This is a genomic window from Pseudomonas sp. Tri1 (genome assembly GCF_017968885.1).
Classification (GTDB): domain Bacteria; phylum Pseudomonadota; class Gammaproteobacteria; order Pseudomonadales; family Pseudomonadaceae; genus Aquipseudomonas.
Window position 1 is genome coordinate 6,600,210 of record NZ_CP072913.1, and the last position, 14,270, is coordinate 6,614,479.

The following is a 14,270-nucleotide window of genomic DNA, read 5'->3' on the forward strand; positions in this document are numbered from 1 at the left end:
TCGCCCTCGGAGAACCCTCATGAATTCCTCGACCTACCCTGCCGCCCAGCACGTCATGGTGCTCTACACCGGCGGCACTATCGGCATGCAGGCCAGCGCCCATGGCCTGGCCCCGGCATCCGGTTTCGAAGCGCGGATGCGCGATTACCTGCACAGCCAACCCGAACTCGTCATCCCGCAATGGCGCTTCCGGGAAATGTCTCCGCTGATCGACAGCGCCAACATGACCCCGGCCTATTGGCAACAACTGCGCGAAGCGGTGGTCGATGCCGTGGATGTGCAGGGCTGCGACAGCGTACTGATCCTGCACGGCACCGACACGCTGGCCTACAGTGCGGCCGCGATGAGCTTTCAATTGCTCGGTATGCATGCCCGGGTCTGCTTCACCGGTTCCATGCTGCCCGCCGGCGTGACCGACAGCGACGCCTGGGAAAACCTCAGCGGTGCGCTGGTCGCCCTCGGCCAGGGTCTGGCGCCGGGGGTGCATCTGTATTTCCACGGTGAGCTGCTGGAACCCACCCGTTGCGCCAAGGTGCGCAGTTGCGGGCGTCATCCATTCAAGCGTCTGGAGCGTCAGGGTGGCGGTACCAAAGCCGCTTCGCTGCCGGCACCGTTGCATTACAACCAGCCCAAGCAATTGGCGAATATCGCGGTGCTGCCGCTGTTTCCCGGCATCAGCGCCGAGATCCTCGACGGCCTGCTCTGCAGCGGGATCCAGGGCCTGGTGCTGGAGTGCTACGGCAGCGGCACCGGGCCGAGCGACAACCCGTCGTTCCTCGCTAGCCTCGAGCGGGCGCGGGACAGCGGCGTGGTCGTGGTGGCAGTGACCCAATGTCATGAAGGTGGCGTGGAGCTGGATGTGTACGAGGCAGGCAGTCGCTTGCGTGGCGTCGGCGTGCTGTCCGGTGGCGGCATGACCCGTGAGGCGGCATTCGGCAAGTTGCAGGCGTTGATTGGCGCGGGGCTGCCGGTGGATGAGGTTCGGCGGCTGGTTGAGCTGGATCTGTGTGGCGAGTTGAGCTGACACCCGGCAAAACCTGTGGGAGCGAGCTTGCTCGCGATGGCTGACTTTCATTCAGCATCAATATTGAATGTTCCACCGCTATCGCGAGCAAGCTCGCTCCCACAGGGGTTCGCTCAAGCCTGACAATCTTCGTTCGGCATACAACTTGCTCCATCTCCAGCCTCCCAAGGCTGGAAACGAACATGCTTCATTCCCACCTCACCACCCTCAACGCCGTCTCCCTGGTGCTCAGCACCTTCAAGCATGAAGGGCTGCCCAGCGACGCGTTGCTGGCCGGCAGCGGCATCAGCGCGGCGGATCTGAGCCGGGCCGACACGCGCATCACCACCAACCAGGAGATGCAGGTCTGCGCCAACGCCGTGGCCCTCAAGCGCGACATCGGCCTGGAACTGGGTCTGCGCATGCACGTTTCGTCCTACGGCATGCTCGGTTATGCCCTGCTCACCAGTGCCACCTTAGGTGACGCTTTGCGCCTGGCGCTGCGCTATCCGGCGCTATTGGGAACACTCTTCGAGCTGAATCTGGAAGAAGACCAGGAGACGGTCTGGCTCAGCGCCAGCGATTATCGGGAGAACCCGACCCTGGCAGTGTTCAACGCCGAGTTCTGCATGGTCTCGCTGAAAGTCATCTGCAATGACCTGCTCGGCCATGCGCTGCCATTGCGCGCGGCGCGCTTCGAACATCCGGCGCCCGATTACCAGGCGCGCTACGCAGCGCTGTTCGATTGCCCGGTGCGCTTCGACAGCCTCGATAACGCGTTCGCCTTCGACCGCCACTGGCTCGAACAGCCCCTGCCCCTGGCCGACCCCATCACCCATCACGCCATGGCCGAACGCTGCCGCCGACAGAACACCGAGTTCACCGGACGCCAGGCCTGGCTGGGGCGGATTCGCCAATTGCTCAGCGCACAACTGGACGCCGCCCCCGGCCTGGAAGGCCTGGCCGCGCAAATGAACTGCTCGGCGCGCACCTTGCGCCGACACCTCAAGGATCTGGGTTGCAGCTATCAAGAATTGCTGGACGAACTGCGCTTCGAGCGGGCCAAGCAAATGCTCTGCGAAGACCAGCTGCCGATCTATCGGATCGCCGAAATACTCGGCTTCAGCGAAACCGCCAGTTTTCGGCATGCCTTCGTGCGCTGGAGTGGGGTGGCGCCGAGTCAGTTCAGGCCCTGAACCTTCGGTAATCGCCGCTTTCACGCACAACACCTGACCCCTGTGGGAGCTTGCTCGCGATGGCGTCCAGCAACTGATCGAACTGAGTTCAATGCTGGCGAACCGAGTGCTGGATAACGTCGATCCGCGCTAGCAATCAGGGCAAAGAAAAAGGCATATCAATTCGATATGCCTTTTTCTATTCCAATTTTTTCCACCAACGGGACTCATCAGAGAGTTTGTATCGTTTTGCCATCGGAAACGCCTCCCTTTGATGGGTCGCGAACTTTACTGGATCCTGGCATTCACACAGCTGGAATGGGTTTCGAAGGTTTTCGTACAGTGCCTAGCAGATCTACATACCTGTTTCAGGTGTATGGTTTCAGCCAGGATTATCCCCTATTCTCCACAATCTAAATCTTTGATTTTCCGTTCCACCATAAGCGTAGTCGATAATAGTGGTATTATTCCCTGTTTGCCCCCCCTTACATCCATTACTGTGCCGTAGCGTTTGTTTTGGATATAGAAAAAACCTCCGGATCCCGCATCCTTGAATACCCAATAAACTTCCTGGCCCATGCCCCCCGAGGGGGCGGCAACTACATTTCCATTGTAGGGCTGGACTAACCTTGCTTGGTATAGTCCATTGGAAATCGTATGATCTCCGTTGCCAGTATACTTAATGTGCCATGTGGATTCTGGCGCATCATTGTCGTCATATAATTTAACATTGTGCCTGCCTAGGCTATCTTCGCTTAAGGCCATGTCAACTATTTTGTAGTTGCTTAAAAATGAATATATTCTATAGATTCCTGGCGTGATTATGAGGGAAGGCCCAGGAGCTCCTTTTGTCTGTTCAAGTGTTTTATCGGCATTGGGTATGCTTTTCCTTTTCATCCTGGCTCCGCTCATGTTGCCTGATGACCATTGCCGGACATGCTAGATAAAATTTTTAACCTTGAGCACTGACAGAAATGACAGTTTTTTATATGATTCTCGAATAATAAATAGCGCTTTAAGATATAAAGCATGTTTTTAATTAGTCTACCAATGCTGAACTGTTCTTGAAGATGCGTGTGCAATGGGGCATCGATCGGATACTGGCGCAGCATGACTCCATGTGTCAGCGCCTCAGGCGAAAGCCGGTGAGTTGAGGCATCGAGAATGCGGATCCGTTCGCAGCGGGTGGAGAGATTCGTCAGTCCGGATATCGCCTATATACATGCAGCTGGATATTGCTAGATTCTCGCTGCACTTCATTCGAAAGTCCTCCAAGCCCACACAAACCTCCATGCCCCACCCCCGCGCACACCTGCGCCAACAAGGGGCGATTTACGGTCAAACCTTTTGGCCATTTTGATCCCCTTTTGGCCTCTCCTGCCGTTCTCCAAACCCCCGCGCGCCGCAAGACTGTGAGCAACCGGATCAGCCTTGCGGAGAACAAAAATGCTGACGATCTACTCAGACGATCACCACCTGCACCACGGACGTTGCGAGTTGATGGACGGGCAATTGATGCCCTGCTTCGAAATGCCCTCCCGGGCCGATCATGTGCTGGAGCGGGTCAAGACCCAGGCGCTGGGCCCGGTCGAAGCGCCCCATGATTTCGGCCTGGGGCCGATCCAGCGCATTCACAGCCCGGAGTACCTGGAATTTTTCAAAGGTGCCTGGGATCGCTGGGCTGAGTTCGAGCGCGACGGCGATTTGCTGCCTTTCACCTGGCCGGCGCGGACCTTGCGCACGGTCATTCCGACAAGCCTGCACGGCCAGCTCGGCTATTACAGCTTCGACGGCGGCGCGCCGATTACCGCGGGCACTTGGCAGGCAGCCTACAGCGCCGCCCAGGTCGCCCTCACCGCCCAGGCCGAGATCCAGCGCGGCGCTCGCAGTGCCTTCGCCCTGTGCCGCCCGCCGGGACACCACGCAGCCAGTGATTTGATGGGCGGCTATTGCTACCTCAACAACGCCGCCATCGCCGCCCAGGCCTTTCTCGACCAAGGGCATAAGAAGGTCGCGATCCTCGATGTCGATTACCACCACGGTAACGGCACCCAGTCGATTTTCTACGAACGCAACGACGTGCTGTTCGCTTCGATCCACGGCCACCCGGAAGCCGAGTTTCCGTTCTTCCTCGGCTACGCCGACGAGTACGGGGAAGGTGCCGGTGAGGGCTTCAACTTCAACTATCCTCTGCCGGCCGGCTCAGGCTGGGACACCTGGAGCGCCGCGCTGGAGCAGGCTTGCGGCGAAATCCAAGGCTACGACGCCGATGTCATCGTCGTGTCCCTGGGTGTGGACACCTTCAAGGACGACCCGATCTCGCAGTTCAAGCTCGACAGCCCGGATTACCTGGCGATGGGCAAGCGCATCGCCGCGCTCGGCAAACCGACCCTGTTCGTGATGGAAGGCGGCTATGCGGTAGCAGAAATCGGCATCAATGCCGTGAACGTTCTCGAAGGTTTTCAAAGCGCCCAATGAGGAAATAACAGTATGAACAGACTCAAGCGTTTGATGGTTCCCAGCCTGTGCGCCGCGCTGCTGTGCGGCGCTGCCCAGGCCGAAGAGCGCACCCTGCGTGTCTACAACTGGTTCGACTACATCACGCCCAAGGCCCTGGACGATTTCAAGGCGCAGAACAGCCAGGTCAAACTGGTCTACGACATCTTCGACACCAACGAGGCCCTGGAGGCCAAGTTGCTGACCGGTAATTCCGGCTACGATGTGGTGGTGCCATCCAACGTGTTCCTGGCCAAGCAGATCGAGGCCGGTGTGTTCCAGCCCCTGGACCGCAGCAAACTGCCGAATTGGAACCACCTCGATCCCAAGCTGATGAAGCTGATCGAAGCCAACGACCCGGGCAACAAATTCGCCGTGCCCTACATGTACGGCACCATCCTGATCGGCTTCAACCCGGACAAGGTCAAGGCCGCCCTGGGTGACAACGCACCGGTGGACAGCTGGGACCTGATTTTCAAGGAAGAGAACATCAGCAAACTCAAGCAATGCGGTGTGGCACTGCTCGACTCACCGTCGGAAATCCTGCCCCTGGCCTTGCAGCACCTGGGCCTGGACCCTAACAGCAAGAAGCCGGCGGACTACGCCAAGGCCGAAGCATTGTTGATGAAGATCCGCCCACACATCACTTACTTCCACTCATCCAAGTACATGGCCGACATCGCCAACGGCGACATCTGCGTGGCCGTCGGTTACTCCGGCAGCTTCTCCCAGGCGGCCAACCGTGCCAAGGAAGCCAAGAACGGCGTGACCGTGGACATGCGCCTGCCCAAGGAAGGCGCGCCGATCTGGTTCGACATGCTCGCCATCCCCAAAGGCGCGAAGAACCCGGACGACGCCTACACCTTCATCAACTACTTGTTGCAACCGAAGGTGATCGCACCGGTCAGCGATTTTGTCGGCTATCCAAACCCGAACAAGGACGCCACGGACATGGTCGACCCGGCGATTCGCAACAATCCCAACCTGTACCCGACCGAGGCGGCGATGGCCACGCTGTATACCCTGCAGCCCTTGCCCCGGGATGCCGAGCGAGCGCGGACACGGGCCTGGACCCGGATCAAATCCGGGCAGTAGCCTGTAGCGAGGAGAACGTTATCAGGGCTGCTTCGCAGCCCCAGCGGGGCGGTGCGACGTTTCGTTAAATCCCCTCGCCACAAGGTTTACTTGGCATATACATAGTTACCACCTTCCCTGTCTTGTACCTCCCTAGCATGGAATCCCCGAAGCATTCAGCGGCGGGGATTCCACCTATCGCAAGACAGGGAGCGTCAGATGAAAAAAACCTCTACGACCACGAACACTACACCAGAAGCCAGCCTCAAGAATGCTGTGCTCAACCAGCTACTCGCAGGCCCCACCTCCCCGGAAGTTGCCGCCGTGCTCCTGCGCAGGGCCCTCAAGAAAATGTATCCGACACTGGACCTCGATCCGCTCAACACAGTCGTTGGCGAGCCTCGCTGGGACATTGTCGACAGCGAAATCCTGGAACTGCCCACCCGTTACGAAACCCTCAGCGATATGGTGGCCGAACGAGTAGGCGCGAGCGATTCGACCATGCTGATCGAAGGCGTGCACTTTCTGACCCAGCTGCCGATCAGCACCCCTGAGGTGCATCTGCCGGTGCGTATCGAGCAGATCGGAGCCCTGATCAACGAACTGGAGCCCGTCATGTTGTCCGCTTGCCAGGAACAACAACTGGCGTACTGGAACGCTCCAGTGGGCACATCCGGCCCACGCTGGCATGAACTCTCCAGAACCCTGCGCAAGATCTGGGACGTGCAAGAGGTCAATGGCTGGACCGCGACTGAATGCGACATGGCCAGGCAATTGTTCCTTTACCCCAACCTGGAGGACCGCAAGCAACATGATCGCTATGACACTCACGCGTACCTGATCGACATCGATGAAGTTGACGGGACCAACGTCAGTCGCCTGAACGAAAACTCGCTGGTGGTACTGATCGGAACCATCGCCAGCAAAGAGGTCATCCTTACGTACTCGCTGCGCGACAGCTATAAAAAATTCGATTCACAGCAAGCGCTGGGGCAATTTCTCCCGACGCAACTGGACACCACGTACCGCAAGAAAATCCAGTGGCGGCTGTATGAGCCCACCGGCAATATCTTCGATCACAAGGCCTGCGGGCTGATCGCCATGCAGGTCAAGATCCTCGGTTCCCCCAGCTTCCTGAAAAAAGTTTCATCCATCGAGGACGACCAGCCCGTGACCAGCGGGCTGGACGCAGAAAAAGGTATTGGCGCGACCTGGTTCGATAAAAAGATACCCGACTGGCTGCTGGCAGCGTCGATATCCGATCAGATTCTGTTCGCCCAGCACATGAAAAACCTTTCGGCGCTGAGCAGTTCCCATGCCGGCAAGACCTACCTGGACGCTATTGCTCCTATCAAAGAGTTTGCGTTGAACGCCCTCAAGAAACAGATGCAAGCGGACCATGCCGACGCTGCGACACTCGATCCGGAAAAAATCGAGATCCAGATTCGCAGCCTCGTGGCCTGGGGTTCTTTTATCGTTCCGGGCAAATTCGAGACCACCCGGTTCAATCTCGTTGAGCTGGCCTTGCAAAACCTGATTGCACTGCCCCTGGGCAACAAGACCGTCAGGTCCCTCAACGGCAAGGTGTTGCCCACCTGGATGACGACTGACTACATCGAAAGCCTCATCACCAAAATCGACATCGGTCGCGTCTATCCCGATCTGGTGAAGAGCAAACTGCTCGACGATCCAACCGAATCGGCCCGCCGCGAAGAGTTGTACACCTCCCAGTTGCGCATTCAACTACCCATGCTTGCGCTGGAGGGGAAGATCCGAGGGCGTGGGAACATCGACGAACGGGGCTACCGTTATGTCGCCGCACTGATGGAGCCTGAGGAAGCCGATCGCAAGGTCGACGGACAACCCATCGTTCTGCGCAGGCTGGCCTTCATATCCGAACAGAAACTGATCCCCTCGGAGGACATCGTGACCAATATGTTCGTGATCGGTCCGAAGAATCCAGGCGCCGGTCCCTGCCTGCTTTATCGGCCGCTGCTCGAGCCGCAGTTGTGCCAGTACCCCTCCTCCAGCAACCTGTTGTATGCGATCAGGCAAATCCCTGAATTGCGCCAATCGGTCCTGGCCTGGCTGCCCGATGAGGTGCGCAGCAATTACAGCCGATACATTTTCTCGGGCCCCCTGCCCTCACCCTGGGTCATCGTTGAGTTTGCGACGGACCCTTTTACCTCATGGCTCGATAGCGCCCCCGTCGGTTTGAGCGAAAAAAACCTGGGCCCCGATTTCCTGCCACTGTTGTTCAAGACCAATGCCAATGCCCTGGTCGAGCTTGCAGATCGGCAATCGGTCTCCAACAGCGAAACCCGCTGGAGTACGTTCAAGCAGGCCGGCTGGCTGATTTTCAACCTGGCCCTGCCTTACCTGGGCGCTGCCGTGGGCACCGCCGTCTGGCTCTGGCAAATTCTGGATGACATTGAAACGCTGATGCAGGACAGCGAACACGCCAACGACCAGGCCACATGGGAGGCATTCGTCGACCTGCTGCTGAACCTGGCCATGGCGATCACCACGCACGCTATCGATCATGCCAGAGAAGGCACACGCAGTCGCAGGGCAGCGGCACCGGAGGTGATAGAGGAGCCGGTCAAGCTGGTCAAACCCAAGCTCATCATCGAAAAACTCGCGCCTTCCACCGCTAAGGAACCGCACCCCGAGCACTATGAGTCCATCCATTCCAGCGGTGCCTTGACAGACAAATCGGGAGAGAGCGCCAAGCTCCTCGATACGTTCAGCGTCAAAGCACCCGAAACACCCGGGCAGGCCCATACCGATGGCACGTCCAAAGGGCTCTATCAACGACAAGGACAGTGGTACGCCAAGGTGGGAGAAAAATGGTTCAACGTGATGATGCTGGGCGATAAGGTCTGCGTCGTCGACGAAAAAAATCCCTCGCGCCTGGGCCCTCCCTTGAGGCTGGATATACACGGCAATTGGCATATCGACATTCGCCTGCGCCTGCGCGGCAGGGGATCAAAGGGTGCCATGGAAAAAGTCATCGCCGACACTCACCGTCGCAGCGTTCAACTACTGGCCGAACTGAACCGCTTCGAAGAAAAAAAACCGGAGCATCAGGCGCTGCTGACAATGAACGCGCAAGAGCTGAACAACGCCTCGGGCTCCACCAAGGAGACCAAGCGCAACGTTTACTTGAGTACCTTGAAAACCCAGCGCGAAAGCTATGAAGAAGCGTTGAACATCCTGACGCAATGGCCCGTCTTCCAATCAAGGCCCGACGCGCCCAAAGCCAGGCTGGGCTACCTGAACGCACAAATCAACTTCACGTTCGAAGAGATAGACGCGCTGAAAGAGCGGTTTACCCCGGCCCTGAGAACAGCCATGGACATGGCCACCACCGGCGTCGCGGTCGTGGAGCAGCAGCACGTCGATGCAGCCGAGAGCATGATCCGGGTCGGCGAGGACATGAACGAGCGCCTGGATTACATGGAGACACGCTTTTCCAGGCTCAAGGTACTGGGGCGTGAAGGTTTTGAATTTATCCGGCAGCACCGTGGAAGAATGCCGACCTACAAGAGCGACGGTATTCGTCTTATCCAGTTGGACATGTATCGGCACCTCTGCCTGACGCTCGATAGCGTCAATACCATGCCCGAAGGTTGGGCAGTCATTAACCAACTGGTTGATAGCGCCACGATTGCCTTTCAAAGCCTGCACGATGCCATCGAGGAACGCAGCGTGATCCGACTGGACGAGCAAATCGATGCATTCGGCAGCCTTACGGAGCAGTTCACCGCCCTTGAAGAACAACTCGAATACGTGGGCACCGAGTACAAGGAGAGCGCCCGCCCGGCCGAACTCAATCGGCTGAGCAAGCAGATCAGCAGCCTGAAAAAACGGGCATTGCAACATTTGGCCCAGGCCCTCGATGAGAGGAGCAACCGGCGCAGCATGGGCAACCCTTATGAGCCACGCCCCAGGTTCAGGAAGAAGTTCATCAGGGCACGTTTCTGGGGCCTGGTCAGCGGCGAACCTCGGTTGACGAAAATGCACGAAGAAACCGATTGGGTCGATGTGAAGAACCCGGTCACAGACAAGATCATCGCCACCTTCCACCGCAAGGGAACGGGTGAGTGGGTGCCCCATGCGCTCACCGATACGCCGCAGATCGTTCCGCCACTGGCAACCAGCCTCGCAAAGGGCCAGGCCCTGATCGATGGACTGGAGGCGTTCCGAGCGCAGGTCGAGGAGCACATGAATGCGCCAGGCCGATCACCCACCGGTATCGGGATGATTCTGAACGCTCATGCAAACAGGATGGAAAAAGTCGGCATTGCAATCAAAAAGGCCGTGGACAGTGCCTCGAACGAAACCGTTGAAGTGTCAGTAAAACAAAAGCGTACGGCCGAAGCCCTGCGCATGGAACTCAAGACACAAGCGAAGGCCCTTTATGAGGAAGCCTTCGATGCCGTACTGAATGTCATCAAACATCGTCCCCCGACCATGGATGGCGTCATATGGCTTAAAAGCCGCAATCGCATTTCCATCACCAAACTAAAGAACCGACAAAAAAACAAAGGCCCACTTCACGGCTATCTCGACCGGTACGAGATCAGGGACGTGAAGGAAAACAAAACGCTTTGGTTTGCGGATTTCCGTTACTCCACCGACTGGGTCCCCGCCCACGCCTACCTTTCCGGTCGCTTGAAAACACCGGAACAAGTCAACAAGGGAGCACGCGCCGACGCCACCCAGGACCTCACCCAGCGTCAACTGATCGATCTTTACCGCAGCGAAATCGCGGTGGATCAGGCCAAGGAAGTGTTCTTTCCAAAGCAGCCCTCATAACGGTCAGGAGCTGAACCTGTGGGAGCGGGCGTGCTCGCGAAAGCGGTGAATCAGCCAGCCGCCATGTTGGATGCGCCCACGTCTTCGCGAGCAGGCTCGCTCCCACAGGGCTTGTGCCAGGCGCTCAGCCTCCTGTTCTCCAGGCCTTTGCCAGGCTCGCCAGCGCGGTGCCAATCGCCGCTGGCGGCACGGCTGCAAACCCCAGTACCAGCCCGGCTCGCACTGGCGTCGTCGTGGTGGGCAACCAATAGCCACTCAAGCCATTGATTTCGATCCCGGCCTGAGTTGCTTGCGCGATCAACTGCTGCTCACGCTCGACGCTGTCCACCGGCACGGTGACATGCAGCCCGGCCACCACCGTGGGCATGGTGCCGACACCGGCAACCGCCTCCGGCCAGCCGGCCAGCAGCGCGTCACGCCGGGCCAGGGCGGCCCGGCGCATGCGCCTGATGTGCCGCTGAAAATGCCCCGCGGCCATGAATTCGGCCATCACCGCTTGAGTACTGACTTCAGAGTGGCGCACATCCACGGCGCGGCGGCGGGCGAAGGCGCTCACCAGGCCAGGCGGCAAAACCAGATAACCCAGGCGCAGGGCCGGGAAAGCCACTTTGCCAAAGGTGCCAACGTAAAGCACACGGCCCTGGCGATCCAGCGCGGCCAAGGGCGCCAACGGCGCGCCGCTGTAGCGGTATTCGCCGTCGTAGTCGTCCTCGACGATCCAGCCGTCGTTGCGCTCGGCCCAGGCGAGCAGTTCCAAGCGCCGTGCCAGGCTCATGACCACCCCGGTCGGATACTGATGGGACGGCGTGACATAGGCCAGCCGACAGTGGCTCAACGTACCCAATGCCGTGCAATCGAGGCCATCGCTATCAACCGATACGCCTCTCACCTCGGCACCGGCCACGGCAAACGCATGCCCGGCGGCGCGATAGCCGGGGTTTTCCACAGCGACGACGTCGCCCGGGTCCACCAACAGCTGTGCACAAAGGCTGATGCCCTGCTGGGCGCCGCTGGTGATCACAATTTGTTCAGCGGTGCAGTGCAGGCCTCGGGAGCTGCGCAGGTACGCCGCGATCAGGCCGCGCAAGCGTGCATCACCTTGGGAATCGCCATAACACAGCTGTTGCAGATCCGGCTTGCGCCAGAAAGCCGCATTCAGCTTGGCCCACACGTCAAAAGGAAACAGATCGAAGGCAGGAATACCGACTCGAAACGCCCTCGGCGGGCCGCTGGGCGGCTGGACCAAATGATGCTTTTCAACCCGCTCCAAGGCGTCGCTGTGGATAACTTGGCTGGATGAAACCACAGGTAAATCCAGCCAATCTGTGGATAAGGCTGTGGGTAAGCCTGTTGAAAACCCTGTGGACACTTTTGTGGATATGTTTTTGAGCGGTAACGCCGTCGCAGACAGCTTTGCCACATAAGTACCGTCACCGACCCGCCCCTCAATGAAGCCTTCGGCGTAGAGCTGATCGTAGGCCCGTACCACGCTGTTGCGGGAAATCGACAAGGCCGCCGCCAGATCGCGACTGGCCGGCAGGCGCGTGCCGCTGGCCAACCGCCCGTCCAGCACCCGGGCACGCAACGCTTGGTACAGCTGACGACTGAGCCCCTGGCGCCGGTCCAGTTCGATGCCGGCGGGGTTGAATGACAGTGGCGGTACAGTGTTGATCATGACGGCACCTTGAAAATGGACCTATCAAATTGGTCATAAGTGGCTCTTACAACAGACCAATAGCCTGCCTAGGATGCTCGCATTCGCCAAGGAAAATCGTCATGTACAACCCTAAAGCCTTTGCCGTCGAAGACCTGCCCCAACTGCAACAGATGATGGGTGACTGCCGCCTGGCCGTATTGATCACTCATGGTGAACACGGCTTGCAAGCCAGTCACTTGCCGCTGTTGCTGGACACGCAACAGGGCCCCAACGGCAGCCTTTACGGGCACATGGCTCGGGCCAATCCCCAGTGGCGCGACCTGGAAGCCGGCGCCGAAGCCTTGGTGATCTTCGCCGGGGCCGACGCCTACGTCAGCCCAAGTTTCTACCCTAGCAAGGCCGAACACGGCAAAGTCGTACCGACCTGGAACTACCAGGCCGTACACGCCTACGGCACCGCCGAGGTGTTCAGCGATCCTGAGCGCCTGCGCAACCTGGTCGGCGCCCTCACCGACCGCCACGAAAGCGGCCGCGCCTTGCCCTGGAGCATCGACGATGCTCCGGCCGAGTACATCGACAGCATGCTCAGGGCCATCGTTGGCTTCGCCCTGCCCATCCAGCGCTTGGAAGGCAAACGCAAGCTCAGCCAGAACCGCAGCCTGGTGGATGCCGCCGGGGTACGCAACGGGCTCGCCGCCAGCCCTGATCCGCAAGACCAGGCGCTTGCGTGCCTGATGCCTGAACAATCGTCGAAGGAGTGAACATGAGCCAACCTGAGATCCGCCTCGTCAGCGCAGACGATCACGCCGCCTGGCTGCCGTTGTGGCAAGCCTACCTGCGCTTCTACAACACCGAACTGCCGGACGCGGTCAGCCAAAGCACCTGGCAACGCTTGCTCGACGACCGCGAGCCGACCCATGCTGCCCTCGCCTGGCACGGCGACACGGCGGTGGGCCTGGTGCATTTCATTTATCACCGATCGAACTGGAGCATTGAAAACTCCTGCTACCTGCAAGACCTGCTGGTAACGGAGCAATGCCGCGGCACTGGCGTCGGTCGCCAACTTATCGAATTCGTCTACCGCACTGCCAAAGCCGACGGTTGCTGCAAAGTGCACTGGTTGACCCACGAAACCAACGCGACCGCGATCCAGCTCTACGAGCGCATCGCCGAACGCCCGGGTTACATTCAATTTCGCAAAGCCCTGTAAGGAGCGCAGCATGTCGACTTCACTCGCCGATTGGAAAGGTGTCCCGGCACCGTCTACGCAGTTGATCGAAGGGCGTTTCATACGCCTGGAAAAACTCGATCCGGCGCGTCACGCCGACGGTCTGTGGCAAGCGCTGGAAGGTCCCGGGGCCGACCCGAAACTCTGGGATTACTTGCCCTACGGGCCCTTCAAGGATCGCGGCGCTTTCGATGCCTGGCTGGAGAATCATGCAGCCAATGTCGACCCGTATTTCTTTAGCGTGATTGATCGCGCCAACGGCCAGGTGCAGGGCATCCTCAGCCTGATGTCCATCGTGCCGGCCCAGGGCCGCATCGAGATCGGCCACGTGACCTTCGGCGCACCGATGCAGCGCTCGCCGAAAAGCACCGAGGCAATTTATCTGCTGGCCAAGGAATCTTTCGCCCTGGGTTATCGCCGTCTGGAGTGGAAATGCAACAACGCCAATGCCCGCTCCAAATACGCCGCCGAACGGCTGGGCTTCACGTTTGAAGGGGTGTTTCGCCAGCACATGGTGGTCAAGGGGCAGAATCGTGACACCGCGTGGTACTCGATGCTGGATTCGGAATGGCCGGCGATCGCCGCGGGCTTCGAGCGCTGGTTGAGTGAAGAGAACCAAAGCGCGGATGGGCAGGTGCTTGGGTTGGTGGAGTGTCGCTCGTAGGTTATCGGTGATTGGTCGTCCGCTATCGCGAGCAAGCTCGCTCCCACAGGGGGCCAGGGGCGGCTGCAAGATCTGCGTTCGCCGCCAACCCCTTGTGGGGCCGGGCTTGCTCGCGATGGCTATTGGGCAGGCGACACATTCGTCGCCTGCCA

10 protein-coding genes are annotated in these 14,270 nt (G+C 59.2%); 8 read left to right on the forward strand and 2 right to left on the reverse strand.

Annotated elements, in window-relative coordinates; genetic code table 11:
• The first annotated feature begins 19 nt into the window (after positions 1-19).
• Together J9870_RS28940 and J9870_RS28945 are read left to right on the forward strand one after the other, a co-directional pair.
• Entirely contained in the window at positions 20-1,024 is a 1,005-nt protein-coding gene (locus J9870_RS28940; RefSeq protein ID WP_210642084.1) for an asparaginase, read from the forward strand.
• A 182-nt stretch (positions 1,025-1,206) separates the two neighbouring features.
• The gene (locus J9870_RS28945; protein ID WP_210642085.1) at positions 1,207-2,199 is read left to right on the forward strand and encodes an AraC family transcriptional regulator; all 993 of its coding nucleotides are present in this window, start codon (positions 1,207-1,209) and stop codon (positions 2,197-2,199) included.
• A 378-nt stretch (positions 2,200-2,577) separates the two neighbouring features.
• Here the strand turns inward: J9870_RS28945 and J9870_RS28950 are convergent, their stop codons facing one another.
• Positions 2,578-3,075 (reverse strand): RICIN domain-containing protein, encoded by a 498-nt coding sequence (locus tag J9870_RS28950; protein WP_210642086.1) that lies wholly within the window; start codon positions 3,073-3,075, stop codon positions 2,578-2,580.
• 549 nt (positions 3,076-3,624) lie between these two features.
• Between J9870_RS28950 and J9870_RS28955 the strand changes: the two genes are divergently transcribed.
• The 3 genes from J9870_RS28955 to J9870_RS28965 all read left to right on the forward strand — a co-directional run bounded on the left by J9870_RS28955 (position 3,625) and on the right by J9870_RS28965 (position 10,569).
• Positions 3,625-4,656 (forward strand): histone deacetylase family protein, encoded by a 1,032-nt coding sequence (locus tag J9870_RS28955; RefSeq protein ID WP_210642087.1) that lies wholly within the window; start codon positions 3,625-3,627, stop codon positions 4,654-4,656.
• 12 nt (positions 4,657-4,668) lie between these two features.
• Positions 4,669-5,769: a polyamine ABC transporter substrate-binding protein gene (locus J9870_RS28960; RefSeq protein ID WP_210642088.1), complete on the forward strand. Its 1,101-nt coding sequence runs from the start codon at positions 4,669-4,671 to the stop codon at positions 5,767-5,769.
• 198 nt (positions 5,770-5,967) lie between these two features.
• On the forward strand, positions 5,968-10,569 hold the full coding sequence (locus tag J9870_RS28965; protein WP_210642089.1) for a DUF6543 domain-containing protein: 4,602 nt from the start codon (positions 5,968-5,970) through the stop codon (positions 10,567-10,569).
• A 124-nt stretch (positions 10,570-10,693) separates the two neighbouring features.
• On the opposite strand, the gene J9870_RS28970 is transcribed toward J9870_RS28965, so the two are convergent.
• Positions 10,694-12,244 carry a PLP-dependent aminotransferase family protein gene (locus J9870_RS28970; protein WP_210642090.1) on the reverse strand — a complete coding sequence of 517 codons (1,551 nt, stop codon included), beginning with the start codon at positions 12,242-12,244 and terminating at the stop codon, positions 10,694-10,696.
• A gap of 101 nt (positions 12,245-12,345) precedes the next feature.
• Here J9870_RS28970 and J9870_RS28975 point away from each other — a divergent pair, with 101 nt between their 5' ends.
• Genes J9870_RS28975 through J9870_RS28985 form a run of 3 tightly spaced genes read left to right on the forward strand, consistent with a single transcriptional unit; the run spans position 12,346 to position 14,118 of the window.
• Complete coding sequence (locus J9870_RS28975) at positions 12,346-12,987, forward strand: FMN-binding negative transcriptional regulator (protein ID WP_210642091.1); 642 nt, start codon at positions 12,346-12,348, stop codon at positions 12,985-12,987.
• Positions 12,988-12,989: 2 nt separating this feature from the next.
• A complete protein-coding gene (locus J9870_RS28980; protein WP_210642092.1) occupies positions 12,990-13,436 on the forward strand; it encodes a GNAT family N-acetyltransferase in 447 nt (148 codons plus the stop codon).
• Positions 13,437-13,446: 10 nt separating this feature from the next.
• Complete coding sequence (locus J9870_RS28985) at positions 13,447-14,118, forward strand: GNAT family protein (protein WP_135847869.1); 672 nt, start codon at positions 13,447-13,449, stop codon at positions 14,116-14,118.
• Positions 14,119-14,270 lie beyond the last annotated feature (152 nt).